Origin of the sequence: Sphingomonas echinoides ATCC 14820 (genome assembly GCF_000241465.1) — a bacterium.
GTDB lineage: Bacteria > Pseudomonadota > Alphaproteobacteria > Sphingomonadales > Sphingomonadaceae > Sphingomonas > Sphingomonas echinoides.
The window spans coordinates 2631939-2658041 of the sequence record NZ_JH584235.1; the positions used below are offsets into that span (position 1 = coordinate 2631939).

At 65.8% G+C, this 26103-nt stretch carries 26 protein-coding genes; 16 read left to right on the forward strand and 10 right to left on the reverse strand.

Features of this window, described 5'->3' with window-relative positions:
* Positions 1 to 49 precede the first annotated feature (49 nt).
* A complete protein-coding gene (locus ON00_RS12425; RefSeq protein ID WP_010406179.1) occupies positions 50 to 2212 on the forward strand; it encodes a TonB-dependent receptor in 2163 nt (720 codons plus the stop codon).
* 60 nt (positions 2213 to 2272) lie between these two features.
* Here the strand turns inward: ON00_RS12425 and ON00_RS12430 are convergent, their stop codons facing one another.
* Both ON00_RS12430 and galE read right to left on the reverse strand, forming a co-directional pair.
* A complete protein-coding gene (locus tag ON00_RS12430; protein WP_010406181.1) occupies positions 2273 to 3040 on the reverse strand; it encodes a helix-turn-helix domain-containing protein in 768 nt (255 codons plus the stop codon).
* Between the two features lie 72 nt (positions 3041 to 3112).
* Positions 3113 to 4105 carry a UDP-glucose 4-epimerase GalE gene (gene galE / locus ON00_RS12435; protein ID WP_010406183.1) on the reverse strand — a complete coding sequence of 331 codons (993 nt, stop codon included), beginning with the start codon at positions 4103 to 4105 and terminating at the stop codon, positions 3113 to 3115.
* A 66-nt stretch (positions 4106 to 4171) separates the two neighbouring features.
* On the opposite strand from galE, the gene msrA reads away from it, so the two are divergent.
* On the forward strand, positions 4172 to 4714 hold the full coding sequence (gene msrA / locus ON00_RS12440) for a peptide-methionine (S)-S-oxide reductase MsrA (RefSeq protein ID WP_010406186.1): 543 nt from the start codon (positions 4172 to 4174) through the stop codon (positions 4712 to 4714).
* Here msrA and aqpZ read toward each other — a convergent pair.
* Together aqpZ and ON00_RS12450 are read right to left on the reverse strand one after the other, a co-directional pair.
* Positions 4711 to 5442 (reverse strand): aquaporin Z, encoded by a 732-nt coding sequence (gene aqpZ, locus ON00_RS12445; protein ID WP_029622790.1) that lies wholly within the window; start codon positions 5440 to 5442, stop codon positions 4711 to 4713. The genes msrA and aqpZ overlap by 4 nt on opposite strands.
* 65 nt (positions 5443 to 5507) lie before the next feature.
* The gene (locus ON00_RS12450) at positions 5508 to 6572 is read right to left on the reverse strand and encodes an L-threonylcarbamoyladenylate synthase (protein ID WP_010406190.1); all 1065 of its coding nucleotides are present in this window, start codon (positions 6570 to 6572) and stop codon (positions 5508 to 5510) included.
* A gap of 45 nt (positions 6573 to 6617) precedes the next feature.
* Between ON00_RS12450 and ON00_RS12455 the strand changes: the two genes are divergently transcribed.
* Both ON00_RS12455 and ON00_RS12460 read left to right on the forward strand, forming a co-directional pair.
* On the forward strand, positions 6618 to 8339 hold the full coding sequence (locus ON00_RS12455) for an acyl-CoA dehydrogenase family protein (RefSeq protein WP_010406192.1): 1722 nt from the start codon (positions 6618 to 6620) through the stop codon (positions 8337 to 8339).
* Positions 8336 to 9172 carry an arylamine N-acetyltransferase family protein gene (locus ON00_RS12460; RefSeq protein WP_010406193.1) on the forward strand — a complete coding sequence of 279 codons (837 nt, stop codon included), beginning with the start codon at positions 8336 to 8338 and terminating at the stop codon, positions 9170 to 9172. The genes ON00_RS12455 and ON00_RS12460 overlap by 4 nt, the downstream gene beginning before the upstream one ends.
* A 173-nt stretch (positions 9173 to 9345) precedes the next feature.
* Here ON00_RS12460 and ON00_RS12465 read toward each other — a convergent pair whose 3' ends face one another.
* Positions 9346 to 9702, reverse strand: coding sequence for a GntR family transcriptional regulator (locus tag ON00_RS12465; RefSeq protein ID WP_010406195.1), 357 nt, complete (start codon positions 9700 to 9702; stop codon positions 9346 to 9348).
* Positions 9703 to 9741: 39 nt separating this feature from the next.
* On the reverse strand, positions 9742 to 10320 hold the full coding sequence (locus tag ON00_RS12470) for a nitroreductase family protein (RefSeq protein ID WP_010406197.1): 579 nt from the start codon (positions 10318 to 10320) through the stop codon (positions 9742 to 9744).
* 116 nt (positions 10321 to 10436) lie between these two features.
* Between ON00_RS12470 and ON00_RS12475 the strand changes: the two genes are divergently transcribed.
* Positions 10437 to 12248 carry a peptide MFS transporter gene (locus ON00_RS12475; RefSeq protein ID WP_010406199.1) on the forward strand — a complete coding sequence of 604 codons (1812 nt, stop codon included), beginning with the start codon at positions 10437 to 10439 and terminating at the stop codon, positions 12246 to 12248.
* Positions 12249 to 12264: 16 nt separating this feature from the next.
* Positions 12265 to 12960 carry an NnrU family protein gene (locus ON00_RS12480; RefSeq protein WP_010406201.1) on the forward strand — a complete coding sequence of 232 codons (696 nt, stop codon included), beginning with the start codon at positions 12265 to 12267 and terminating at the stop codon, positions 12958 to 12960.
* Here the strand turns inward: ON00_RS12480 and ON00_RS12485 are convergent.
* Together ON00_RS12485 and ON00_RS12490 are read right to left on the reverse strand one after the other, a co-directional pair.
* Positions 12957 to 13952, reverse strand: a complete 996-nt coding sequence (locus ON00_RS12485) for an aldo/keto reductase (RefSeq protein WP_010406203.1) — start codon at positions 13950 to 13952, stop codon at positions 12957 to 12959. The two genes, ON00_RS12480 and ON00_RS12485, sit on opposite strands and share 4 nt — an antisense overlap.
* Complete coding sequence (locus tag ON00_RS12490) at positions 13949 to 15235, reverse strand: dicarboxylate/amino acid:cation symporter (protein WP_010406205.1); 1287 nt, start codon at positions 15233 to 15235, stop codon at positions 13949 to 13951. The genes ON00_RS12485 and ON00_RS12490 overlap by 4 nt, the downstream gene beginning before the upstream one ends.
* A gap of 73 nt (positions 15236 to 15308) precedes the next feature.
* On the opposite strand from ON00_RS12490, the gene glmM reads away from it, so the two are divergent.
* From glmM to ON00_RS12525, 7 genes are all read left to right on the forward strand, one after another.
* Complete coding sequence (gene glmM, locus ON00_RS12495; RefSeq protein ID WP_010406207.1) at positions 15309 to 16649, forward strand: phosphoglucosamine mutase; 1341 nt, start codon at positions 15309 to 15311, stop codon at positions 16647 to 16649.
* Positions 16649 to 16894, forward strand: coding sequence for a DUF1272 domain-containing protein (locus ON00_RS12500; RefSeq protein WP_010406210.1), 246 nt, complete (start codon positions 16649 to 16651; stop codon positions 16892 to 16894). The genes glmM and ON00_RS12500 overlap by 1 nt, the downstream gene beginning before the upstream one ends.
* 10 nt (positions 16895 to 16904) lie before the next feature.
* Entirely contained in the window at positions 16905 to 18197 is a 1293-nt protein-coding gene (locus ON00_RS12505; protein ID WP_010406211.1) for a bifunctional hydroxymethylpyrimidine kinase/phosphomethylpyrimidine kinase, read from the forward strand.
* Positions 18190 to 18801, forward strand: coding sequence for a ribonuclease HII (locus tag ON00_RS12510; RefSeq protein ID WP_010406213.1), 612 nt, complete (start codon positions 18190 to 18192; stop codon positions 18799 to 18801). Before ON00_RS12505 ends, ON00_RS12510 begins: the two co-directional genes overlap by 8 nt.
* 229 nt (positions 18802 to 19030) lie before the next feature.
* Positions 19031 to 20170, forward strand: coding sequence for a site-specific DNA-methyltransferase (locus ON00_RS12515; protein ID WP_029622796.1), 1140 nt, complete (start codon positions 19031 to 19033; stop codon positions 20168 to 20170).
* A gap of 107 nt (positions 20171 to 20277) precedes the next feature.
* Positions 20278 to 21336 carry a dihydropteroate synthase gene (gene folP / locus ON00_RS12520; protein WP_010406216.1) on the forward strand — a complete coding sequence of 353 codons (1059 nt, stop codon included), beginning with the start codon at positions 20278 to 20280 and terminating at the stop codon, positions 21334 to 21336.
* 42 nt (positions 21337 to 21378) lie between these two features.
* Entirely contained in the window at positions 21379 to 22263 is an 885-nt protein-coding gene (locus ON00_RS12525; RefSeq protein ID WP_010406218.1) for a bestrophin family protein, read from the forward strand.
* A gap of 35 nt (positions 22264 to 22298) precedes the next feature.
* Here ON00_RS12525 and ON00_RS12530 read toward each other — a convergent pair whose 3' ends face one another.
* Both ON00_RS12530 and ON00_RS12535 read right to left on the reverse strand, forming a co-directional pair.
* A complete protein-coding gene (locus ON00_RS12530) occupies positions 22299 to 22640 on the reverse strand; it encodes a hypothetical protein (RefSeq protein ID WP_010406221.1) in 342 nt (113 codons plus the stop codon).
* An 89-nt stretch (positions 22641 to 22729) separates the two neighbouring features.
* The gene (locus ON00_RS12535; protein WP_010406224.1) at positions 22730 to 24154 is read right to left on the reverse strand and encodes a sigma-54-dependent transcriptional regulator; all 1425 of its coding nucleotides are present in this window, start codon (positions 24152 to 24154) and stop codon (positions 22730 to 22732) included.
* Positions 24155 to 24366: 212 nt separating this feature from the next.
* On the opposite strand from ON00_RS12535, the gene ON00_RS20405 reads away from it, so the two are divergent.
* From ON00_RS20405 to ON00_RS12545, 3 genes are all read left to right on the forward strand, one after another.
* On the forward strand, positions 24367 to 24495 hold the full coding sequence (locus ON00_RS20405; RefSeq protein WP_086010570.1) for an aa3-type cytochrome c oxidase subunit IV: 129 nt from the start codon (positions 24367 to 24369) through the stop codon (positions 24493 to 24495).
* 2 nt (positions 24496 to 24497) lie between these two features.
* Positions 24498 to 25625, forward strand: a complete 1128-nt coding sequence (locus ON00_RS12540; RefSeq protein WP_010406227.1) for an NAD(P) transhydrogenase subunit alpha — start codon at positions 24498 to 24500, stop codon at positions 25623 to 25625.
* A gap of 122 nt (positions 25626 to 25747) precedes the next feature.
* Positions 25748 to 26056, forward strand: coding sequence for an NAD(P) transhydrogenase subunit alpha part 2 (locus tag ON00_RS12545; RefSeq protein ID WP_010406229.1), 309 nt, complete (start codon positions 25748 to 25750; stop codon positions 26054 to 26056).
* Positions 26057 to 26103: the final 47 nt, after the last annotated feature.

Consider the following 26103-nt stretch of genomic DNA (forward strand, 5'->3'; position numbering starts at 1 on the left):
ATAACATCTATCGCGCTGCAGCATCGTTCTCTGAAAGGCCGTCCCCCGCATGTTTCGAGCCACCTTGTTGTCCAGCGCCGCTTTGCTGTTTTTCGTGCCCGCCACCGCTTATGCCGATTCGGTAGCCGCTCCGGCTGCGACGGCGGATGCGCCGGGTGCCGCGACCGACAAGACCAACAGCGGACCGGATATCGTCGTGACGGGGCGGTTGGATGCCGCGCGCGCGTCGATCCAGCCCAGCCTCGGTGCGACGACCTACACCATCACCAGCGAAACGATCCGCGCTTTGCCCGGCGGGGACAATCAGCAGCTCAACCAGATCCTGCTGCAATTGCCGGGCGTCGTGCAGGACGGCGGCGGCCAGTTCCACGTGCGGGATGACCATAACAACCTGCAATATCGCATCAACGGCACGATCCTGCCCGAAGGCGTCGCCGTATTCGGGCAGACGCTGAGCCCGCGGCTGGTCGAACGGTTCGATCTGCGCACCGGCGCGCTGCCCGCGCAATATGGGCTGCGTACGGCGGGCATCATCGACATCACCACCAAGAATGGCTTCAAAAATGGCGGCGAAGTGTCGCTTTATGGTGGCACCAACGACACGATCCAGCCGAGCTTCGATTATGGCGGCTCAACGGGCAAAACCAATTATTTCGTCACCGGCAGCTACAAGCACAGCAATATCGGGATCGAGGCGGTCGATGGTGGCCGCACCCCGCTGCATGACGAGACCAACCAATATCAGGGCTTCGTCTATGTCGACCACACGCTGAACGAGAATAATCGCGTGTCGTTCATGGGCGGCTATTCCGACCAGAGCTTCCAGATTCCCAATCCGCGCGGCCTGACGCCCAGCAAGGGCTATACTGTCGGCGGCGTCAGCAATTTCCTCAGCGACACCCTCGATGAGCGGCAGCACGAGCGCACCGCCTTCGGTCTCGCCAGCCTGTTGCACGATGCCGGACCCGTCACGCTGCAGGCATCGCTGTTCGCGCGCTATTCCAGCTTGCGCTACACGCCCGACACGCTCGGCGAATTGCTGTTCAACGGCATCGCGCAAAAGGCGTTCAAGCAGGACTTCACCTTTGGCGGCCAAGTCGAAGGCGTCTACCGCGCCAGCGATGCGCACACCCTGCGCGGCGGCGTGATCGTGTCGCGCGACCGCAGCAACAGCCAGACCTCGAGCCAGGTGTTCCCGGTGGATGGCACGGGCGCGCAAATCGGCCAGCCGATCACGGTCGTCGACAATGGTGCCAAGACCGAGATGACCTATAGCGTCTATCTGCAGGACGAATGGAAGATCGCCGAGCCGCTGATCGTCAATTTCGGCGGCCGCTTCGATCATTATGACGGCTATCGTTCCGAATCGCAGTTCTCGCCGCGCATCAATGCCGTGCTCACACCGTCAAAGGGGCTCACGCTTCATGCCGGCTACGCGCGCTATTTCTCGCCTGCGCCGTTCTCGAACGTCGCCACCACCAGCGTGCTCAAATACCGCTTTACCAGCGCGCAGGCGCCCGGCGACGATGGCGTCAACACCCCGCTCGCCACCGTGCCCTTTGCCGAGCGGCAGGACTATTTCGACATCGGTGCCGAACAGAAGATCGGGCGGTTCACGCTCGGCATCGACGCGTATCACCGGCGTTCGAAGAATCTGGTCGATGAAGGCCAGTTCGGCGCGCCGATCATCCTGACGCCGTTCAATTATGCGCGCGGGCGGATCGACGGGATCGAAGGCAATATTTCGTATCAGCATGGCCCGTTGCTGGCCTATGCCAATTTCTCTTACGCCAAGGCCAAAGGGTTTTCGATCGCCTCGGGCCAGTTCAATTTCTCGCCCGATGACCTCGCTTATATTGCCAAGAACTACATCTATCTCGACCACGACCAGACCTATACCGGGTCGGCGGGCGTGTCGTACCGGTTCGATCAGGGCTTTCTGCGCGACAGCCGCGTGGGCGGCAGCATGATTTACGGCTCGGGCCTGCGCAAGGATGGCGACGTGCCCAATGGCGGCAAGCTGACGCCCTATGCCGTGTTCAACCTGACCGCGAGCCATGAGTTCAAGGGCCCGGGCGTGACGATCCGCGCCGACATCATCAACGTGGCCGACCGCGTGTATGAAATCCGCGACGGGTCGGGCGTCGGCGTGGGCGCGCCGCAATTCGGCGCGCGCCGCGGCTTCCTGTTCGGGATCAGCAAGGCGATCTGATGCGGCGTCCCCCTCCCGTGTTCGGGAGGGGGGAGCGCACCAAGCGCCCAGGCTCTGGGCTCAGCCGATCGTCACCCCAACGATCTGCCAGCGGCCATCGACGCGATCGAGCGTGACCGTTTCGATCGCGTCGGCCTTGTTGGCGAAGCTGGTGCGGAACTTGACCATCGTATAGCCGGCCGGCGGTGCCGGGACCTCCTCCGCACTGACGACTCCCCGCGAGATCACCGCGCCAAGCGGCACGCGAACGCGCTGCGACGTCCGCGACCAGACCTGCAACGTGTTGAGCTTGCGGAACGCCGGGCCGGTGCCGCGATAGCTTGCGTCCCAGTCATACTGATCGACAAGGTCGAGCCAGTTGAGCGCCGCCGCCACCGCCTCTGCATTTGCCGGTGCGGTGGTCGCGGTTGGCGGCGCGGTCGTGGGGCTCTGCGGCAGCGCGACCAGCGCCAGGAGGGACAGGACAAGCGTCATGAGAACGACTCCGATCAGACGTGAGGAGGGGCGGTAGGTGCGCCCCGCGCCGACCACCGGCGTGCCGTCCTGATCGTCGAGGGAGTCGATCGCGTCGTCCCTGATTCGCGCGTCCCCTAAGAAATCGGGGTGCGCTAACCCCGCGCCGCCTTCGGCGTCGAGCAACAGCCGCGCGGCCTCACGGCTGCTCGAAACCGCCATCTTCCGCCGCGCATCGCGCAGGCGTTCGTTGATCGTATGCACCGACAGGCCAAGGCTGCGCGCGACCGACTTCGCGTCGTGACCGCGCACGATCAGGCGGAGCGTCTGCTTTTCCTTTTCGGTGAGCGCCCAACAGGCGTCTTTCCCCGGCATCTCCATACCTTGGCCTAAGTCGGGGACGGGCACGCGACTACCCCCAAAAATTCGTAGGTGCGCGCGGGCGATCTAGCGTTCGCTCAGCTTGCGCTCCCACGCCAGCGCATCGCGCACGATGAGATCGAGATCGGCACGCTGGGGCGTCCAGTCGAGCGTTGCCAGGATCGCGCGATTGTCGGCAACCAGTTCACCCGCATCGCCCGCGCGGCGACCCTCAATGACGCGGTTGAGTTTGTGGTTGGTGACGCGGTCGACCGCGTCGAGCACTTCGAGCACAGAGAAGCCCTTGCCATAGCCCGCATTGAGCGTGTGGCTCTTGGCGGGGTCTGCGATCAGCAGGTCGAGTGCTGCGACATGCGCGGCCGCCAGATCGCTGACATGGATATAGTCGCGCACTCCAGTGCCATCGGGCGTGTCATAATCGGTGCCGTAAACCCCGACCGTCTCGCGCTTGCCCAGCGCCGCCTCGACCGCGATCTTGATGAGGTGGGTGGCGCCGATGGTCGATTGGCCGGCGCGCTGCTGCGGATCGGCCCCGGCGACGTTGAAATAGCGCAAGGCGGCATAGTTGATCGGGTGGGCGGCGGCGACATCGCGCAGCATCGCTTCGGTCATCAGCTTGGAAGTGCCATAGGGGTTGATCGGCACGGTCGGGTCGCTCTCGGCGATCGGCACGCGTACCGGCGTGCCATAGGTCGCGGCGGTCGAGGAAAAGATGAAGTGCTTGACGCCCGAGACGACCGCGCTTTCGATCAGCGCGCGGCTGGCGACGGTGTTGTTGCGATAATATTTGAGCGGATTGCTGACCGATTCGGGCACGATGATCGATCCGGCAAAGTGCATCACCGCTTGAACCTGATGGTCGCGCATCGTCGCGCGGACGTGCGCATCGTCCTCGATCTCGCCGCGCACCAGCGTCGCACGGGGGTCGACCAGCCAGTCAAAGCCGGTGCTGAGATTGTCATACACCACCACGCGGTGCCCCGCATCGAGCAACGCCAAGACCGCATGGCTGCCAATATAGCCCGCACCGCCCGTTACCAGCACCGATCCGTCCAGCATTCTACCCTCGCTCTTTTTGTCCGGGCCCCGCGTCCCTATCTTGCAGCCCTAAACGAGGAGCGAATGATGGCAAGCGAAGTCGCAACCCTGGCAGGCGGATGTTTCTGGTGCACCGAGGCGGTGTTCAAGGATGTGATCGGCGTCGAGCGCGTCGAGAGCGGCTATATCGGCGGCAGCGTGCCCAACCCAACCTATAAGCAGGTGTGCGGCGGCGATACCGGTCATGCCGAGGCGATCCGCGTGACCTTCGATACCGATCAGGTGTCTTACGGCGACATTCTCGCCATGTTCTTTGCAACGCATGATCCGACGCAGCTCAACCGCCAGGGCAATGACGTCGGCACGCAATATCGCTCGGCGATCTTCCCGGCGGATGACGCGCAGCGCGCCGAGGCTGAGGCGGCCAAAGCGCGTGCGGCGGCGGACTGGCCTGCACCGATCGTCACCACGATCGAGCCGATGAGCGAATGGTATCCGGCCGAGGACTATCACCAGCAATATTGGGAAGGCGAAGGCCAGCGGAACCCCTATTGCCTGGCGGTGATCCCGCCCAAGCTGGCCAAGCTGCGCAAGAGCTTCGCTGCGCGGTCCAAGGCGGTCGCGGCTTAGAGCGCCTCGCCAGAGATGGGCGGTTTGGTCTTCGAGTCCGCACCCAGCGCCTTATAGGCCAAGCCGCCAAACGCGCCGCCGACCAGCGGTGCCAGCCAGAACAGCCATAGCTGCTGCAGCGCCCAGCCGCCGACGATCAGCGCCGGGCCGGTGCTGCGCGCGGGGTTGACCGAGGTGTTGGTGACCGGAATGCTGATCAAGTGGATCAGCGTGAGCGCGAGGCCGATCGCAATCGGCGCGAAACCGGCGGGCGCGCGCGTATCGGTCGATCCCATGATGACGAGCAGAAAGAAGAAGGTCAGCACCACTTCGATGACAAGCCCGGCCAGCAGCGAATAGCCGCCGGGCGAATGATCGCCGAAGCCGTTGGCGGCGAATCCGCTCGCGACGGGATCGAACCCGGCCTTGCCGCTGGCCACCACGCACAACAACAATGCCGCCAGACACGCGCCGACCACTTGCGCAATGACGTAGAGCGGGATGTCCTTGGCGGGGAAGCGCCCGCCAGCCCACAATCCGACCGTTACCGCCGGATTGAGGTGACAGCCTGAAATGTGGCCGATCGAATAGGCCATCGTCAGCACGGTCAGCCCGAAGGCAAGCGACACGCCAACGAACCCAATGCCGAGCGTGGGAAACCCGGCCGCGAGGATGGCGCTGCCGCAGCCACCGAACACCAGCCAGAAAGTGCCGATCAGTTCCGCCAGACCCCGTTGCGTGTTGCTCATCGCGCGCCCCCCCACTGTGTCCGCGCGATCATAGATATCGTTTCGCAATCGTAAAGAGTGCTCGGCTAATCCCGATGCGCTGCGCGGCCCAGGCGGTCGTTGATGGCGGTGCCGATGCCCTCGCTCGGAATCGGCGCGATTGCGATGCGCGCGCGGTCGCTGGCGTCGGCGCGGTGGAGTGCGTCGAACAGGTTGGCGGCAGCTTCTGTCAGATTGGCGGAGGGGGAGAGCGACTCGATGCCGACGGCGGGGCCGAAGCCGATGAGATATTCGTCAGAAGCGGCTTTCGTCGCGTTCAGGCGGAGCGGCTTGCGCGGCGCGTAATGGCTGGCGAGCTGGCCGGGGGCGGTGATCTCGCGGCTTTCCCCTTCCTTCCACCCCGGCGAAGGCCGGGGCCCAGCTACGGAAGGGGCATTATCGGGCGTTGCGCACGCTGCTGCCGCCGTCTCTTCTGGGCCCCGGCGTTCGCCGGGGTGGTGGTCCGGGGTGGGTAGGGTTCCGAGAACCCTCGCCAGCGCCTCCGCCGTGATCGGCCCCGGGCGCAGGACTTCGCGTCCCAGCACGATCGTCGATTCCAGACCCGCTTCGGTCGCGCCGTCGTCCACCACCAGCGGGATACGCCCGCCAAGGCTAGCGACGACATGCTCCGCGCGGGTGGGGCTGATCGCGCCGCTGGCATTGGCCGAGGGCGCGGCGAGCGGTTTTCCGGTGGCGGCGAGCAGCGCGCGCATCGCGCGGTGCGCCGGGACGCGCAGCGCGATCGTCGGCAGGCCGGCTGTCACCAGCGCGGCAATCCCGGCATCGGCGCGGAGCGGCAGCACCAAAGTCAGCGGCCCCGGCCAGAACGCCGACGCGAGCGCCAGCGCAGTCTCATCGAACGTGGCGATCGCCTGCGCGGCTGCGAGATCGAGCACATGCACGATCAGCGGGTTGAAGCTCGGTCGCCCTTTCGCCGCGTAGATCCGCGCGACGGCGTGCGAATCGGTGGCGTCGGCGGCGAGGCCGTAGACCGTCTCGGTCGGGATCGCGACCGGCTGGCCCTCAGCGATCAGCGCGGCGGCGGTGGCGATGGCAGCCGGGCCGTAGCGTAAGGTCTGCGTCGCAAAAGGCGGGTTTGGCGTGGTCATCATCGCGGGCTATAGCCGGGCAAAGCCTGTTGCATAAGAGGATGCTCGATGTTCACCCCCGCCACCGCCGATCAGCGCTTCGTGCTCGATCATGTCGTCGGCATTGCCGATCTCGCCGCGACCGAGCGCTTCGCCGCCGCCAGCGACGATGTCGTCGATGCCGTGCTCGAGGGCGTCGGGCAACTCGCGGCAGGCGAATGGGCCCCGCTGCTGCGCACGGGCGACACCGTCGGGGCGAAATGGACGCCCGACGGCGTGGTGATGCCCGAGGGCTTCGTGAAAGCCTATCACGATTATGTCGAGGGTGGCTGGGGCACGATCGGCGTGCCAGAGGAATTCGGCGGGCAGGGCCTGCCCTTTGCGATCCAGACCGCGGTGCTCGATACGCTCGGCAGCGCCAATATGGGCTTTGCGCTTGCCCCGACGCTGACGGTCGGCGCGATCGAGGCGCTGGCGCATCATGGCAGCCCCGCACAGCAGGCGCAGTATCTGCCGCACCTGGCCACCGGGGAATGGACCGGCACGATGAACTTGACCGAGCCGCAGGCGGGCTCCGACGTCGGAGCTTTACGCACCCAGGCCAAGCCGCTCGGCGATGGCAAATGGAGCATCAAGGGCACCAAAATCTACATCTCGTTCGGCGACCATGACATGGCCCCCAATATCGTCCACCTCGTGCTCGCGCGCACGCCGGGCGCGCCTGCCGGGACCAAGGGGATTTCCTTGTTCCTGGTGCCCAAATATCGGCTGAACGCCGATGGCACGCCGGGGGCCTTCAACGATGTCCGCGTCGTTTCGATCGAGCATAAGATGGGGCTGCACGCCTCGCCGACTTGCGTGCTGAGCTTTGGCGACAACGATGACTGCATCGGCGAGCTGATCGGCGGCGAGTTTGGCGGGATTCGCGCGATGTTCACGATGATGAACAATGCCCGGCTCAACGTGGGTTTGCAGGGCGTGCAGGTGGCGGAAGCGGCGACGCAGGCGGCGGTCGGCTATGCGCTCGATCGCGTGCAATCGCCGCGTGCCGGATCGGGCAACGCCGAGCCGGTCAAGATCGTCGAGCACCCCGATGTGCGCCGCATGCTGCTGCGCATGAAGGCGCAGACCCAGGCAGCGCGCGCCTTGGTCTATTATGCCGCGTCGCAGGTCGACCGCGCCACGCTGGGCCAAGCGGGCGGGCAGGAGCGGCTCGATATCCTCACCCCACTCGCCAAGGCGCATGGCACCGACATCGGCAATGAAGTCGCCAGCCTCGGTATCCAGGTGCATGGCGGCATGGGTTATATCGAGGAGACGGGCGCGGCGCAGTTCTTCCGCGATGCGCGCATCACCCCGATCTATGAAGGCACCAACGGTATCCAGGCGGCCGATCTGGTCGGGCGCAAGCTCGGGCTCGACAATGGCGGGGTGTTCGCCCGCCTGATCGCCGATATGCGCGCCGAGGCCGAGGATGTGGCGCTGCGCACGCTGATCGACACGTGCGACGAGATTGGGCGCGGCATGGCGGGGCTGTCGGCCGATGACAAATTGGCCGCGAGCTATCCCTTCCTGACGATGCTGTCGGTCGCGGTGTGCGGCTGGCTGATGGAGCGGTCGGGCCGGATCGCCGCCACCGCCGAGGGCGACCGCGCTTACCTCAGCATGAAGGTGGCGGCCGCGCGCTTCTATGTCGCGCAGATCGTGCCCGAGGCGCTGGGGCTGAAGGCGGCGGCGATGGCAAAGGCGGATGTGCTCTATTCGGTCACAGCCGAGGCATTTGCCGCATGAGCGACGCTGCTTTCGATCTCGACGCCTATCTCGCCCGTATCCGCCTGCCAGCACGCCCGACCGTCGATTCCTACGGTCTGGCGGCGCTGCAGCGCGCGCACCGGCTGGCGATCCCGTTCGAGAATCTCGACGTGCTGCTCGGGCGCGGGATCGCGATCGACAGTGACTCGGTGTTCGCCAAATTGGTGACCGCGGGGCGCGGCGGCTATTGTTTCGAGCATAACCGGCTGTTCCTCGATGCGCTGGCGGCGTTGGGCTTCGTCGCGAGCCCGGTGCTCGCGCGGGTCTGGCTGGGGGCGAGCGATGTGCCGCCGCTGACGCACACCTTCAGCCTCGTCACGCTCGGCGAGGAAACATGGATTGCCGATGCCGGATTCGGCGGCAGCTATACCCCGCCAATGCCGCTGATCGCCGGGGCAGAAGTGACCGCGCCCGATGGAGCGACCTTCCGGCTCGAGCAGAGTGACGCACATGGCTGGATGCTGCTGCGCGACGGCGACCCCGCGACCACCGATGGACGCGGCACCGGCAGCGGGTTTCAACCGCAATATAGCTTCGCGGCGGTGCCGGTGCATCCCGTCGATCTCGCGCTCAGCAACCATTGGACGTCGACTGCGCCCGAAAGTCGTTTTCGCCAGATGGGCGTGGTCAGCGTCGTGCTGCCCAATGGCCTGGCGTCGCTGACCGACGCGCGCTACCGCCGCCGCGCCGGGGGCGAGGAAACGCAAGCGACGATCACCGATCCGCGCGTCTACCGGATGCGGCTGAGCATGATGTTCGGGATTGCGCTGAGCGCGGAGGAGGTGGCGGCGCTGGGGGTGGTGGAGGCGTAGCCGACGAGGCGGTGGCCCCGATCCGTCCGGACGAACGCACTGGTCCGTTCGGGGCACTCCCCCTCATCCGTTCGGGCTGAGCTTGTCGAAGCCCCGCTCTCCACAGGCGCAGCGTTCGCGCGGGGAGAGGTGCCCTTCGACAGGCTCAGGGCGAACGGAGGGAGTGTGGGCGCTCAGGCCTTTTCGCGCTCCAGCAGATCTGCGGCATCGAGCCCGAGTAGATCGATATGCGCGGCGATGCGCGGCCAGCTGGTCTTGACGAAATGCTCGCGCTCGGCCGCGCGGAGCTTTTCGGCGGCGCCGGGCAGCACGAACATGCCGACGCCGCGGCGCACCTCGACATAGCCATCGTCCTGGAAGCTTTGATAGGCCTTGGCGACGGTCAGCGGGTTGGCGCCATGTTCGGCGGCAAGCGCGCGGACCGAGGGAAGCTGGTCGCCGGCGCGAAAGTCCCCGCGCAGGATCGCCGCGGAAATGGTGCCGCGCAGCTTGATGTAGACCGGGCTGTCTTCGCTGTTCAGGGCTGTCATGCTACCCTAATACAGCAAGCGACGTTTTTGTCCAGTGCTTCACCCCTCCCACTTTGTGATGATGGCGCTCAGATCGGGGCGGGGGCGTTCTTCCAGCGGGCGGCCGGGCGTGCCGAGAAAGAAGAATCCGGCGATCCGTTCCGGCTCCGCGCCGAACGCATCGCGCACCGCGTCCGAATAGCTCGGCCAGCCGGTCAGCCAGCCGCCGGCAAACCCCAGCGCATGCGTGGCGTGCAGCAGGTTCATGCCGACCGCACCGACCGACAGTTCCTGCTCCCACAAAGGAATATGGCTGGCGGTGCGCGGCGAGAAGAGCAGGACGACGAGCGTGGGGGCCTGCTGCGCGAACTGTTCGAGCGCGGCGATCTCGGTCGCGGCGGCCTGCGGGCGTTCGGCGCGATAGGCGGTGGTGATCACCGTGGCGAGCGTGTCGCGCTGTTCGGGCCCCACCACAACGAAGCGCCACGGGGCGATCTTGCCATGATCGGGCGTGCGCGCGGCGATTTCCAGGATCTGGTCGAGCTGCGCTGCATCGGGGCCGGGCGCGACCAGATCGCGCGGGCGGCCCGAGCGGCGGGTGGCGAGGAGTGAGAGCGGAGTGGTGCGGTCGTTGAGCATGGCTGTGCCATAGCCGCGACGCTCGCATATTTACACACCCGCGATTGGCGTTAGTCTCTGCGGTAACCAATGGGGCCGACCATACAGGCGCCACGCATCTCAGGGAGCTTTCGTACATGGTGGACACCCCGACCGCGGATACCCCGCGAGAGCCGGATATTTCGCATGTGAATCCGGCCGATGGGAAAACGTGGTTCGGCCACCCCAAGCCGCTGTTCTGGCTGTTCGGCACCGAAATGTGGGAGCGTTTCGGCTATTATGGCATGCGCGCGCTGCTCACCATTTACCTGACCAAGCATTTCGTGCTCGGCGATCGCGCCTCGACCGGGCTTTATGGCGGCTATACCGCCTTGGTCTATCTCACCCCGCTGGTCGGCGGGTTCCTGGCGGACCAATATCTCGGATCGAAACGCGCGGTGCGCTTCGGCGCGCTGATCATGGCGATCGGCTATTTCACGCTCGCCTTCGGTGGGCAACCGGCCAAGCCTTATGCGGTGATCGACGGTCAGCGGTATGAGGTCGTGGTCGAGCGTTTCCGCGATGCGCCGAGCAGCGACCCCAAGGAAGCGCGCTACGTCGTCGATGGCACCCGCAAGCTGAAGATCCGCGGCAATGACGATGGCAGCCTGGCGCTGCTCGCCGCCGATGGCAGCGTCGCGCGCAGCGTGGCGGCTGGCCATTATAGCGATGGTGCCGATCGCGACCCGGTGCTGACGATGGTGCTGCTGATCGCCTTGTCGCTCATCTCGATGGGCAACGGCTTCTTCAAGCCGAATATCTCGACGATGGTCGGCGAACTCTATGCGCAGGGCGACCGCCGCCGCGATTCGGGTTTCACGATTTTCTATATGGGGATCAACACCGGCTCGTTCCTCGGGCAGATCCTCTGTCCGATCCTGGCCGACATGTTCGGCTGGCCGATCGGCCTTGGTTTTGCCGGCGTGGTGATGCTGGTGTCGTGGGCGATGATCAGCTTCCATGGCGGGCGGCTGAGCGATGTCGGCAATCCGCCGGCGCGCACCGGCCGCGACCCGGCGCTGCTCATCTATTGCTGCGCGTTGCTGGCGGTGCCGGTCTTCTATCTGTTGTTCGTCAATCTGATGGCGGCCGAGCCGCCGGTCGCGGGATCGGGCTTTATCGGCTATCTCGAATCGCTGTCGGTGATGGGCAAATTGCTGTTCGGCACCTTCCTCGTTTCGGTTCCGGGCATCATCCTCTGGTCGTGGTTCGCGGGCAACCGCACCGAATTCCAGATGATGATGGCGGCGATGGTGCTGGTCACCTTCAACGTGATCTTCTGGACGCTGTTCGAGCAGGCCGGATCGAGCCTGACGCTGTTCGCCGACCGCAACACCAACCTCAGCGTGTTCGGGCTGTTCTCGCTGTCCGCACCGCAGACGCAGAATTTCAACTCGATCGCGATCATGCTGCTGGCGCCGGTGATGAGCGTGTTGTGGGGGGCGCTGGCCAAGCGCAATCTGGAGCCGTCGATCCCGCTCAAGTTCGCGATCGCGCTGATGGGTGTGGGTGCGGGCTTCCTGTTCCTGGTGCTGGGCACGCGCTTCGTCGGGCCGGACTTCAAGGTCGGCCTGTGGTGGCTGGCCGGGCTTTATGTGATCCATTCGCTGGCGGAATTGTGCATCTCGCCGGTTGGTCTCTCAATGATCACCAAATTGTCGATCGCGCGCGTGGTCGGCTTGATGATGGGGGTGTGGTTCCTGTCGATCTCGGTCGCGCAATATGTGGCGGGCGTGATCGCCCAATTCGCCAGCGTCGACACGGTCGGCGGCCAGGTGACCAACCTCAAGGTCAGCCTCGACACCTATGTCGGCGTGTTCACGACGATCGCTGAAGTGGCGATCGGGCTCGGCGTGCTGCTGTTGCTCTTGTCGTGGCCGCTGAAGAAGTGGATGAACGGAGTCAAATAAGCGGGGAGAAGCGCGAGTGGACGGTCTGGAACAGGTGGCCGCGGCAGCGGTGGCGTTTGTGGGGACGCATTTCCTGCTGTCGCATCCGCTGCGCAGCCCGATCGTCAAGGCGGTCGGTGCGAATGGGTTCATGGGGATCTACGCGCTGGTCGCCTTCGCCACGCTCGGCTGGCTGGCCCATGCCTATCGTGCCGCCCCCGCCACCGCGCCGCTATGGGCGGTGGGCGAGGGGATTTGGGGCCCTGTCACGCTGGTGATGCTGCTGGCGAGCGTGCTGCTGATGGGATCGCTGCTCGGCAATCCCGCGTTGCCCGGGCCACCGGTTGCCGCCGCGCCCGCCACGGCGCGCGGGGTGTTCAGCATCACCCGCCACCCGATGCTGTGGGCGTTCGCTTTGTGGGGGCTGTGCCACATCGCGGTCTATCCGATCGCCGCCAACATCATCGTCGCGGTGGCGATTATCGTGCTCTCGCTGGTTGGCGCGGCGTTGCAGGACCGCAAGAAGGAAGCGCTGCAACCCGAGCTGTGGCGCGATTGGGAGCGCAAGACGAGCTATTGGCCGTTCCTCGCCATCGCGCGGGGGCGCGCGCGCTTCGGCGGCTTCCGCCCGCATGATCTTGCGGGCGGGGTGGTGATCTGGCTGGCCGCGACCTGGGCGCACCTTCCCATCGCCGGGGTGGCGGTGGGGCTGTGGCACTGGGTCTATCGCTAGAGCCGGACCATCTTCATCATCGGGCCGCCATAACGCGGCCCCGCCGTGCCGCCGCGCGGCGCGGCGCGATCGAGCGCGGTCAGGTCTTCGGCGGTTAAGCTGACCTCCACTGCCGCCATGCTGTCCTCGAGCGTCGCGCGGCGCTTGGAACCCGGGATCGGCACGACATCGTCGCCTTGTGCCAGCAACCAGGCGAGCGCGACCTGCGCGCCGCTGACGCCGTGGGCGGCGGCGATCCGCTTGACGACATCGACGATCTTGAGGTTTTCCGCGAAATTCTCTTCCGAATAGCGCGGGTCGTTGCGGCGATAATCGCCCTCGGGCAGGTCATCGCGCGACGTGATCTGACCCGTCAGGAAACCGCGCCCGAGCGGGCTGTAGGGCACGAAACCGGTGCCGAGCTCGCGGCACGTGGGCAGGATCTCTTCCTCGATATCGCGCTCCCACAGCGAATATTCGGATTGCAGCGCCGCGATCGGATGCACTGCCGCAGCTTTGCGCAGCGTGGCGGCGCTCGCTTCGGACAGGCCGAGGAAGCGCAACTTGCCCTCGCGCACCAGCTCGGCCATCGCGCCGACGGTGTCTTCGATCGGCACGTTCGGATCGACGCGGTGCTGGTAGAACAGGTCGATCGTGTCGATGCCGAGCCGCTGGAGCGAGCCTTCGCACGCGCGGCGGATGTTGGCGGGGGTGCTGTCGACGCCAGATACCTTGCCATCGTCGCCAAAGCGGAAGCCGAATTTGGTCGCGATCACCAGGCGGTCGCGCTTGCCGCGGATGGCGCGGCCGACCAGTTCCTCGTTGATGAGCGGGCCGTAGACTTCGGCGGTGTCGAACAGCGTCACGCCCAGCTCGATCGCGCGGTGGATGGTGGCGATGCTCTCGGCTTCGTTCGCAGCGCCGTACATATTGGCACCGACGCCCGCCATCGGCATGCAGCCGAGGCCAAGCGCGGAAACCGTGAGATCGGGCCCAAGCGTGCGATATTTCATGAGTGGTGTTCCTGCAGCAAGGTGTCGGCGGCGGAAAGCGGGACCTTGTCACCCCGCGCTGCCACGGTCAGCGTAACCGCCAGATCGAAGATGACGTTCCCAAGGGTTCGGAAAATATCCGGCATCGTCTCGACCGCGACCAGCAGCCCAAGCGGGGCGACGGGCACGCCGAGGGTCACCGCGATCGGCGCGATTGCGCTAATGAAGCTGATTTGCCCGGGCAAGCTGACCGAGCCAAGCGAGGTGAGCACGGCGACCACGGTGGCGGCGGCGAGCGTCGCGAAGGTCAGCGGCACGCCGAACCATGCCGCGACATAGATGGCGACCGCCAGGTTCATCGCCGGGCCGGTCGCGCGCATCATCGCAACGGCAAGCGGCAGCACCACGCCCGAGGTGGCGACCGGCACGTCCATTTCCTCCGAACTGCGCAGCATCGCGGGCAAGCTGGCGAGCGAGGATTGCGTGCTGAGCGCGACCGCCAGCACCGGCAGCGAAGCGCGTACGAACCGCCCCAGCGCGATGCCGCCACCCCAGACGGCAACGGGCACCGCAAACAGGCTGACCACGATTCCGACCGAGGACACCGTCACGATATAGTGGAACAGCGCGCCGACCGCCGCCGTACCCGTCTTGGCGGCGACCGTCAGGGCGAGTGCAAACACGCCGATCGGCGCGATCCAGATGATCCAGCCGATCATCACCAGCATCGCGTCGCGGATCGCCGAAAAGAAGGTCAGCAACGCGGTGCGGCCCGTGGCGTCGATGCGGGTCAGGGCAAAGGCGAAGATCAACGCGAACAGAATCAGCGACAGGAAGCCGCCATTGGCGGCGGCGGCGATGACGTTATTGGGCACCATGCCCGCCAGAAACTCACCGAGCGGCGGCACCGCGCCGGGCGGGCCGACATTCACCAGCGCGCCGCGCAAGGCGGCGGCAGAGGCGGCGGGCATCGGCACCAGGCCGAGGAACAGCGGGGTCAGCAGCGCCGCCGCGACCGCGCTGCTGACCATCACCACCAGAATGATGCTGATCGCGCGCGCCGCGACTGCGCCGCTGCGTGCCGCCTCGGCGGTCGACGCGATGCCGGTGACCAAAAGCGAGAAGACCAGCGGAATCACCGTCATTTGCAGCGCGTTGAGCCAGGCCGAGCCGATCGGTTGCGCCACTGCGGTCGCTCCGGGCACCGCCGCCGGCAGCCAGGTGGCAAAAGCGATGCCAAGGAGTAATCCAGCGCCCAGCGACACGAGGATCCGTGTCGACGGGCTATTCAACGTTGCAGACATACTCGCCCTTATCCGTAAGCGGCGCTATCAGGCACCTCTGAAGATACGGGCATAACCCAATGGATGAGGGCTGATGGCAAGAAAATATTTCGGCACCGATGGGATTCGTGGTCTGACCAACAAAGCCCCGATGACCGCGGCGATGGCAATGCAGGTCGGCATGGCAGCCGGCGCGCATTTCCGCCGCGGCGACCACAAGCACCGCGTGGTGATCGGCAAGGACACGCGCCTGTCGGGTTATATGCTCGAATCGGCGATGGTGGCGGGCTTCACCAGCGTTGGTATGGACGTTGTGCTCTTGGGCCCGATGCCGACGCCGGCGGTGGCGATGCTGACCCAGTCGATGCGCGCCGATCTCGGCGTGATGATTTCCGCCAGCCACAATCCGTTCTTCGACAATGGCATCAAATTGTTCGGTCCCGATGGCTATAAGCTGTCCGATGCTGACGAAACGGCGATCGAGGCGTTGATCGATGGTGAGATCGCGCTGTCGCCCGCTGCCGAAATCGGCCGCGCGCGGCGCGTGGACGACGCGCAGGGTCGATATATCCATTTCGCCAAATCGACCTTTCCCGAAAATCTGCGGCTCGACGGCATGCGTATCGTCGTCGATTGCGCCAATGGCGCGGCGTATCGCGTGGCGCCGACTGCCTTGTGGGAATTGGGGGCCGATGTCGTTGCGATCGGCGTGACGCCCAATGGCCGGAACATCAATGACGGCGTCGGCTCGACCGCGCCGCAGACCTTGTGCGAGACGGTGGTGGCGAGCGGCGCGCAGCTCGGCATCGCGCTCGACGGCGATGCCGACCGGCTGATCGTGGTCGACGAAAAGGGGCATGTCGTCGATGGCGACCAGTTGATGGCGACGATCGCCAGTGGCTGGGCGCGCAGCGGGCGGTTGAAGAATGGCGGCCTGGTCGCGACGGTCATGTCCAACCTCGGGCTTGAGCGGCACCTCGCCGCGCAAGGCATTGGCCTGGTCCGGACCGCGGTCGGTGATCGCCATGTGCTCGAGGCGATGCGCGCGCAGGGCTATAATGTCGGTGGTGAGCAATCGGGGCATATCATCCTGTCCGATTATGCGACGACCGGTGACGGCCTGGTCGCGGCGCTGCAGATCCTCGCCGAACTGGTATGGGCAGGCGCACCGGCGAGCGAGCTGCTGCACCGCTTTGAGCCATTGCCGCAATTGCTGAAGAATGTGCGGTTCGCAGGTGGCAAGCCGCTGGAAGCCGAGGCGGTGAAGGCGGTGATCGCCGAGGCTGAGGCTGAACTGAAGGGCAAGGGGCGGCTCGTGATCCGCCCGTCTGGCACCGAGCCCGTTATCCGCGTGATGGCCGAGGGCGATGACCCGGCGCAGGTCGAGGCGGTGGTCGATCGCATTTGCGACGCCATGCGCGTGGCGGCCGGCTGATGCTCGAAATGCGCCCCGATTGCGAACGCTGCGGCGTGGACTTGCCCGCCGATGAAGCGGGCGCGTTCATTTGCTCGTTCGAATGCACCTTCTGCGCCGAATGCGCCGAGGCGCTCGATGATCGCTGCCCCAATTGCCGCGGCGAATTGATGGACCGTCCTGCGCGCGTCGATGACGCGCTGGCGCGCCACCCGGCGAGCACCGTGCGCCGGTTTAATTCCCCTCCCGCTCGCGGGAGGGGTTAGGGGAGGGCATGTGACGAACCTTCCCGACCAAGACAGCCCCTCCCCCAACCCCTCCCGCCAGCGGGAGGGGCGCTTTGTCGCGCGCATCCTGATCATCGCAGGCTCGGATTCGGGTGGCGGTGCTGGCATCCAGGCCGATATCAAGACCGTGACGATGCTCGGCGGCCACGCGATGACCGCGATCACCGCGATCACCGCGCAGAATACGCTGGGCGTGCAGGCGGTGCTGCCGGTGCCGACCGAAATGGTGATCGCGCAGATCGAATCGTGTGTGCCGGACATTGGGATCGATGCGGTGAAGATTGGGATGATCGGGTCGGCCGAGACGGCACATGCGGTGGCGGATGTGCTGGAGAAGATCGACGCCCCGGTGGTGTTCGATCCGGTGATGGTCGCGACCAGCGGTGATGTGCTGGCCGACGCCGATACGATTGCGGCGTTCGAGCGGCTGATGCGGATTGCTACCGTGGTGACGCCGAATTTGCCGGAATTGGAGGCACTGCAAAAATCCCTCTCCCAGCGGGAGAGGGAGGGAGCCGCGGAGCGGCGGAAGGGTGAGGGTGATGTGGACGCTGCGGCGGACCCTCACCCTTCCCACGCCTTTGGCGCGGGCCCCTTCCCTCTCCCGCTGGGAGAGGGATTTTTGCTCATCAAAGGCGGGCATGGCGAAGGGGACGAGATCGTTGATCGCTTGATCGGCCCCCAAGGCGAGGTCGCGTCCTGGTCTGCCGCGCGGATCGAAACCCGCAGCACGCACGGCACCGGGTGCACGCTCGCCTCGGCGATCGCGACCTTGCTGGCAAAGGGGCAGTCGCTAACCGCAGCGGTTGCTGGCGCGCGCCAGTTCGTTCGCCTCGCGCTCCACGAGGCCCCCGGCCTTGGCGGTGGACATGGGCCGATGGGGCATCAGAACGTCCGGCTGGATCTCGGGCCCGAGCGGCGGCTCAATCAGATCACGCTCGGCCTGGCCGATTATGCCGCCTCGTGCGATTTCTACCGCACGCTCGGCCTCACCCAGATCGTTGCCACCGAGGACGCGCATTATGCGCGCTTCGAAGCACCCGGCGGCGCAACGCTTTCGATCGAGCAGTACGCGGAACCGACGGTGTTTTTCGAATGCACCGATCTCGACGCCGAGGTCGCGCGCTTGCAGGCGGCGGGGCTGGTGTTCGATCAGCCGCCGACCGACCAGCCCTGGGGCTGGCGCGAAGCGCGGCTGCGCGATCCGGCGGGCAATGCGGTGTGCCTCTACCAGGCTGGCGAGAACCGCCGCTATCCGCCATGGCGCTTGCGCAATGCCTAGCCTGAAACACGAAAAGCTCTGCCTTGCGCCCGTCGCTGGGGTGGATGAGGCCGGGCGCGGGCCGCTGGCCGGGCCGGTAGTGGCGGCTGCCGTTATCCTGCCGCCCAAAGGCATCCCGCGCGGGATCGACGATTCGAAGAAGCTCGCCCATGCCGACCGCGCGCGCCTGCATGACCGGTTGCGCGCCTGCGCGATCGTGGGAATCGGCATTGTCGAGGCCGAGGAAATCGACACGCTCAACATCTATTGGGCGACGATGAAGGCGATGACGCTGGCGGTGGAGGCGCTCGGCTGTGCGCCGGGGCATGTGCTGGTGGATGGCAATCGCTTGCCCAAATGGGGCTTTGCCGCGACGCCGATCGTGAAGGGCGATTCGATCAGCCTGTCGATCGCCGCCGCCTCGATCATCGCCAAGCACACGCGCGACACGATCATGCTCGCGCATGCCGACGCGCATCCGCATTATGGCTGGCACAGCAACAAGGGCTATGGCGCGCCCGACCATTTGCGCGCGCTGCGCGAGCATGGGCCGTGCCCGCTCCACCGCCGCAGCTTTGCACCCGTCGCGGCGGCGTATCGCGCGCGCGAAACGTTGTTGGTGTGATCGCGGCCCCGAATTCGTTCCGGGGCCATCTTTTTTCTAGCAAGTGAGTCCTCGCGGCGACACCCCAGCGGTTGGGCCTGTGGATAACTCTGGACTCAACATCTGGCCAGCTTCCCGAAATGTTCCGTCTTGTTAACGATTTGGCAGAGGTTTTCGTTAACCAATGTTCGCTTGACGGGAGTCCCCACATTCGCAGGGATGCGCGCGACAGCGAATAAAGGCGGGCATGATGGGCGTTTTGGAAAAGATCAGGGTCGGGACGAAGCCCGACACGGGGCCACGCGCGCCGATGGCCGAGCTGCCGCTCGACCAGATCCTGCAGGGGGATTGCATCGCCGCGATGCGCGCGCTGCCGGCCAAATCGGTCGATCTGATCTTCGCCGATCCGCCGTACAATTTGCAGCTCGGCGGTGATCTGTCGCGGCCCGATGGCAGCCATGTCGATGCGGTGACCGACGCATGGGACAAGTTCGATTCGCTCAGCGCCTATGACAAGTTCACGCGCGAATGGCTGGTCGAGGCCAAGCGCATCCTGAAGGACAATGGCGCGATCTGGGTGATCGGCAGCTATCACAACATCTTCAAGGTCGGTGCTGCGATCCAGGATCTCGGCTATTGGATCCTCAACGACATTGTGTGGCGCAAGGCCAATCCGATGCCCAATTTCAAGGGCACGCGCTTCACCAACGCGCATGAGACGCTGATCTGGGCGTCGATGGGCGAAAAGGCCAAATACACCTTCAACTATCGCAGCATGAAGACGCTGAACGACGAATTGCAGATGCGCAGCGACTGGGAATTTCCGGTGTGCGGCGGGCAGGAGCGGTTGAAGAAGGACGGGGTCAAGGTTCATCCGACGCAGAAGCCCGAGGCGCTGATCTATCGCATCCTGCTTGCCTGCACCAAGCCCGGCGACGTGGTGCTCGATCCGTTCTTCGGCACCGGCACGACCGGTGCGGTGGCCAAGCGTCTCGGGCGGCGCTGGATCGGGATCGAGCGCGAGGACGACTATATCGCCGCCGCGCGCGAACGCATCGCTGCGGCGCTGCCGCTCGACGAATCGTCGCTGAAGACGATGCAAAGCCCCAAGGCCGCACCGAAGGTCGCGTTCGGTGTGCTGGTCGAAAATGGGTATCTGACGGCCGGCCATGTGCTGTGCGATGCCAAGCGCAAGCACCGCGCGCTGGTGCGCGCCGATGGCAGCCTGGAAAGCGTATGCGGCGCGGTCGGCTCGATCCACAAATTGGGCTCGACGCTGCAGAATGCACCTGCGTGCAACGGCTGGACCTTCTGGCATTATGAAACGCCCGAGGGGCTGAAACCGATCGACGTGCTGCGCCAGACCTATCTGCTGGCGACGCAGCCTTAAGCGCAAACCGTCATGCCGGACTTGTTCCGGCATCCACGGTGCCGCAAAGAACATCGCGCGGGGATGGCACCACGGTGGACCCCGGAACAAGTCCGGGGTGACGTACCATGACCCTCCACCTCCGCCCGATCCAGTTCGTCGACACCCCGGTTGATCGCGACGGCGAGGTCGCGCGGCTGGCGGGCGGGATGCTGTGGTTCTCCGCTTATGAAGTGATCGAGGGGGGGCGGCGGCGCACCGTGCCCGTGGCCGAGCTTGGCCCGTTGCTGCGCGACGAGCGCGCTGCCTCGCTCCACGCCGCGATCACCGCGCCGCGCCCGCCGCTGGTGCTGGGCGAGCGGACGTTGCGCTTTGACCAGCCGCTGGTCGCGGGCATCCTCAACGTGACGCCCGACAGTTTTTCGGACGGCGGTGCGGTGCATGACGATCCGGCCGCCGCCGCCAGTGCGGGTGTGGCGATGGCGGAGGCCGGTGCCGCGCTGATCGACGTTGGCGGCGAATCGACCCGGCCCGGGGCCGCGACGGTGTGGGAAGGCGATGAGATCGCGCGTGTCGTGCCGGTGATCGAACGCCTCGCGCGCAGCGGAACGCTCGTTTCGATCGACACGCGCAAGGCGGCGGTGATGGAGGCGGCGCTGGGCGCAGGGGCGGCGATCGTCAACGATGTCGCCGCGCTTTTGTGGGACGATCGCGCGCTGGAGGTGGTGGCGAAGGCGGGCTGCCCAGTCGTGCTGATGCATTCGCCCGATCCGGCCAAGGGCGGCCATGGCGGGGTGGGCTATCACGATGTGCTGGTCGAGGTGTTCGACTGGCTGGAGGCGCGGATTGCGGCGGTCGTCGCGGGCGGGGTCGACCGGTCGCGGATCATCGTCGATCCCGGCATCGGCTTTGGCAAATCGCTGTCGGACAATCTCGCGCTGATCAACGGCCTTGCGCTGTTGCACGGTCTCGGCTGCCCCATCCTGCTGGGTGCAAGCCGCAAGCGCCTGATTGGCGCGCTGTCCAATGAAGCGCCCGCGCGCGAGCGCCTTGGCGGATCGATCGCGCTGGCGATGGCGGGCGTGGCGGCGGGCGCTCAGGTGCTGCGGGTGCATGATGTCGCGGAAACGGCGCAGACGGTGCGCGTCTGGCGTGGCTTGCGCGATCGGGCACTGGTCGGACGCTAGCGGCACGGGTAACCCAGCCATCAGGTTGGAGGGAGGACGCCCATGATTATCGATTCCGGCCCGCGCCTGCGTCAGATTTTTGCGGAGGTGTGGCGACCGCTGCTCGTTTTGTTCGTGTGGGATGTGGTGGTGACGGGCGGCTATTACCTGCTCCCCTTCCACGCGCCGTCGCTGCCGTTGACGCTGTTCGGGTCGGCACTGGCGCTGTTTCTGGGGTTTCGCAGCACCTCGGCCTATCAGCGCTGGTGGGAAGGGCGCGTCCTATGGGGCGCAATGATCAACGCCTCGCGCAGCCTGTCGCGCACGGTGCGCAGTTACCTGCCCGATGCGGAAGGCCGCGATCTGCAACGCGCGATCATCCTGCGCCAGATCACGTATGTGAACGTGCTGCGGTGTCAGTTGCGGCGGCAGGACCCCAAGCCCGAGGTGGAGCGCTTCCTGTCACCGGACGAAGCCAAGCCCTCGCTCGCGCGCACCAACACCGCCAATGGCATCCTTGATGGTACGGGCCGCCGGATCGACCATGCGCGCGCGCTCGGCTGGATCGACACCGTGCAACAAGCGGCGATCGAGCGGCTCCTGGTCGATATCACCAACGCACAGGGCGGCATGGAGCGGCTGAAGAACACCCCTTTGCCCAATCAATATCGCTTCTTCCCCGAGCTGTTTACCCGGTTGTTCTGCGTGCTGCTGCCGATTGGGCTGGTCGAGACGCTGGAATTTGCCACGCCGATCGGGTCGACCGTGGCGGGGGCGATGTTCCTCGCGGTGCTGCGGATTGGCGACGATCTGGTCGATCCCTTCGCCAATACCGTGCACGACGTGCCGCTGAGCGCGATGTGCCGCACGATCGAGATCGACCTGCTGCAAGCGTTGGGCGATCCTGCTCCCGAACCGATGCGTCCGGTCAAAGGGATCCTCTGGTAGGGGAAGGGCGGTAGTCGCCTACCGCCCACCGCAGATCAGCAGCCGTTCTTGCGATTCTGCGCCGCGTCATGCTTCTTGTCGAGATGCTTGCCGAGCAGGGCACCACCAACGCCGCCTGCCAGCGTGCCGAGCACGCCGCCGCCCAGCACATTGCCCGCGACCGCGCCGCCGACGCCACCGGCGATCGCGCCGGTCGTGCCGCTGCTGCGCTTGCAGCGATAATAACGGCCGTCTTGCCCGCGATAGGTGCGTTGGTCGTCCTGGCGCTCATATCGGCGGTCGCGGTCATCGCGATCTTGCGCGGCGGCCATGGTCGGCAGGGCCGCCGGGATCATCGACAGCACGGCCAGCGCCGCGAAAACGGATTTCTTCGACATGGGTAATCTCCTCCACACTGTAACAGACAGCGCCGCAGATATTTCCGCATCGGCTCTGAATTTGCGATGAAGCGATCGTACAGCCGCGGTTAGGCCGCAGCGTTATCGATCCCCAATTCGCCGAGCTTCCTATACAGGGTCGAACGCCCGATGCCGAGCCGACGCGCCACTTCGGTCATGCGCCCGCGATAATGGCCGATCGCAAGCCGGATGACATCGGCCTCGATTTCCTCGAGCGCGCGCAAATTGCCATCGGCATGGAACAGCGTGACGCCGCCGCTGGTCGCCATCGGCACCGGAGTCGGCGTGGTGTGGCGCTGCCCGCCCAGCGCCGCGATCTGCGGGAAATCCGCGCGGGTCAGCGCCGATCCGTCGCATAAGACGGCGGCGCGGAACAAGGCGTTCTGCAGCTGGCGGACATTGCCAGGCCAGTCATACCGTCCCAGCAAGGCGAGCGCATCGTCGGTAATGCCAAGCTGGCGCAGGCCCGGCTGCTGCGCGATGCGGGCCAGCAAATGGCGGGCGAGCGCCGGAATATCGCCGGTACGTTCGCGTAAAGGCGGGATCGTCACCTGCACGACGTTGAGGCGGTAATAGAGATCTTCGCGGAAACGCCCGGCCTCGACTTCCTCGATCAAGCGCTTGTTGGTGGCAGCGATGACGCGAACATCGACTTCGCGAACATGGCGTGCGCCGATCGGTTGGATCTCGCCCGATTGCAGCACGCGCAGCAATTTGACCTGCGCCTCCAGCGGCATTTCGCCGATTTCGTCGAGGAACAAGGTGCCGCCATCGGCAAGCTGGAAACGCCCGATCTTGCGCTCGAACGCGCCGGTAAAGGCACCCTTTTCATGGCCGAACAGCTCGGATTCGACGAGATTGGGCGGCAGCGCGCCGCAATTGACCGCGACCATCGGCTTCTTGTTGCGCGGCGAGGCGGCGTGGATCGCCTCGGCGACGACTTCCTTGCCGACGCCGCTCTCTCCCTCGAGCAGCACCGGCACGCGCGCGCGCGCGGCCTTGGCGGCGATGGCGAGCGCGGCGCGGAAATCGGGGGCCGAACCGACGATCTCGTCAAACGCCAGCAGCGCCGGGATCTTTTCGGTGAGCGGCCGCAATTCGCCCGCCGCCTTGCCCGCGACCGCCGCATCGAGCGCGCCGAGCAGCCGTTCGGGCGCGAGCGGCTTGACCAGGAAATCGGTGGCACCGCTGCGCATCGCCGCGACCGCTTGCGCGACCGAGCCATTGGCGGTGAGCAGCAACAGCGGCAAATCGGGACGGCGGGCGCGGATTTCGTCGATCAGCGCGCTCGGATCGGCTTCGGGGGCCCATTGGTCGAGCAAGACGGCATCAAGCTGCATCCCGTCGGGCGTGCCGAGCATCGCGATCGCCATTTCGCCGTCGGCCGCGAACACCGCGCGCCAGCCACGCCGCACCGCGATCGCCGCGACGAGGCGGCGCTGCGCGGGTTCGTCGTCGATCAACATCAGCAGGCGCTGTCCGTTGCGCGTCATGCTTTACCCCAATGCGTGCCAAATCCAGCCGCCTGCCATAGCGACAAGGTATGAAAGCGGGCTTAAACGCCCCGTCCTGGGACGGGTGGGACACAGCGGCACGATGGCACGCGCGCCCTGTAACAAATGTAAGGGGGGTTGAGGGCCCAGGCTGTGCGGGCTAAGCACGGGTCCGAAGCGGGGGTAACCCCGGATCTTCGAGGGGAGAAACGATGGCTGCCGATAGCGAGCTGCAAGTTCACCGCGCGACCTATGAAAAGGTCATTGCCGTCCTGAAATATGGTGCGATCGCGTGCTTCATCATCGCGTTCGTGGTGGTGTGGCTGATCTCGGGCAAATAAGCGTGAAGATCGCTGTCCTGCGTGAAACCGCCGAGGGTGAGCGCCGCGTTGCCGCCACCCCCGAAACCGTCAAGAAATTCGTGGGCCTTGGTGCCAGCGTCGCGGTCGAAAGCGGCGCGGGGCTGACCGCCTCGATCGCCGATGCCGATTATGCCGCCGCCGGGGCGAGCGTTGCCGACCGCGCCGCGACGCTGGCCGGGGCGGAAATCGTGCTGGGCGTGCAGGGGCCTGCCGCCGATACGCTGAGCGGTGTCGCGCCCGGCGCATGGCTTGCCGCCGCGCTCAACCCCTTTGCCGACCGCGCGCGGATCGAGGGGTATGCGGCAGCCGGTCTTGAAGCGCTGGCGATGGAATTCATGCCGCGCATCACCCGCGCGCAATCGATGGACATCCTGTCGTCGCAGTCGAACCTTGCCGGGTATAAAGCGGTGCTCGATGCGGCGAGCGTCTATGGCCGCGCCTTTCCGATGATGATGACGGCGGCGGGGACTGTGTCCGCCGCGCGCGTGTTCGTGATGGGCGTTGGCGTCGCCGGATTGCAGGCGATCGCCACCGCACGGCGTCTCGGCGCGCAAGTCTCGGCGACCGACGTACGCTCGGCGACCAAGGAGCAGATTCTGTCGCTGGGTGCCAAACCGGTCTTCGTCGAATCGGTCGCTGGGATCGAGGGCGAAGGCTCGGGCGGCTATGCTGGCGAGATGAGCCCGGAATATCAGGCGGCGCAGGCCGAACTGGTATCGTCGCACATCGCCAAGCAGGACATTGTTATTACGACCGCGCTGATTCCGGGACGGCCCGCGCCGCGGCTGATCTCGGCGGCGCAGGTGGCGAGTATGCGGCCGGGCTCGGTGATCGTCGATCTCGCGGTCGAAAGCGGCGGCAATGTCGAGGGCGCGGTGGCGGGGGAGACCGTGGTGGTGAATGGCGTGTCGATCGTCGGGCATCGCAACGTCGCGTCGCGGCTGGCGGCGGACGCCTCGGCCTTGTTCTCGCGCAACCTGTTCAATTTCCTCAGCGCGTTTTGGGACAAGGAGGCGGGCAAGCCCGTGCTCGATGCCGAAATCGGCGACGCGATCCGGCTGACGCAAGGCGGCAAGATCGTCAACGCACGGTTGCTCCCGGCGGCATGAGCGCTGCTGTCCTACACGCCCCCGTTTCGCTACCCTTGATCGGGTGCAAGCCCGTCCGAATTTTTTCTTTTTTCTCTGCGATACGGGCGAGCATCCTGAAATTTGAGAGGTTCTGATCGGCCATGGACTTTATCTCGATCCTTTCGATCTTCGTTATGGCCTGCTTCGTCGGCTATTACGTCGTGTGGTCGGTCACGCCCGCGTTGCACACACCGTTGATGGCGGTGACCAATGCGATTTCCTCGGTGATTATCGTCGGTGCGCTGATCGCGGCGGCGGCGGCCGGGATCGGTGAGGGCGGGGCGACGTCGAAATGGCTCGGGCTGCTCGCGGTGGTGCTGGCGAGCGTCAACATCTTCGGGGGCTTTGCGGTCACTGCGCGGATGCTGGCGATGTATAAGAAGAAGGCTCCTGCTGGGGCTAAACACTGAATTTCGTCACCCCGGCCTTGTGCCGGGGTCCACTCATCCACTGACGC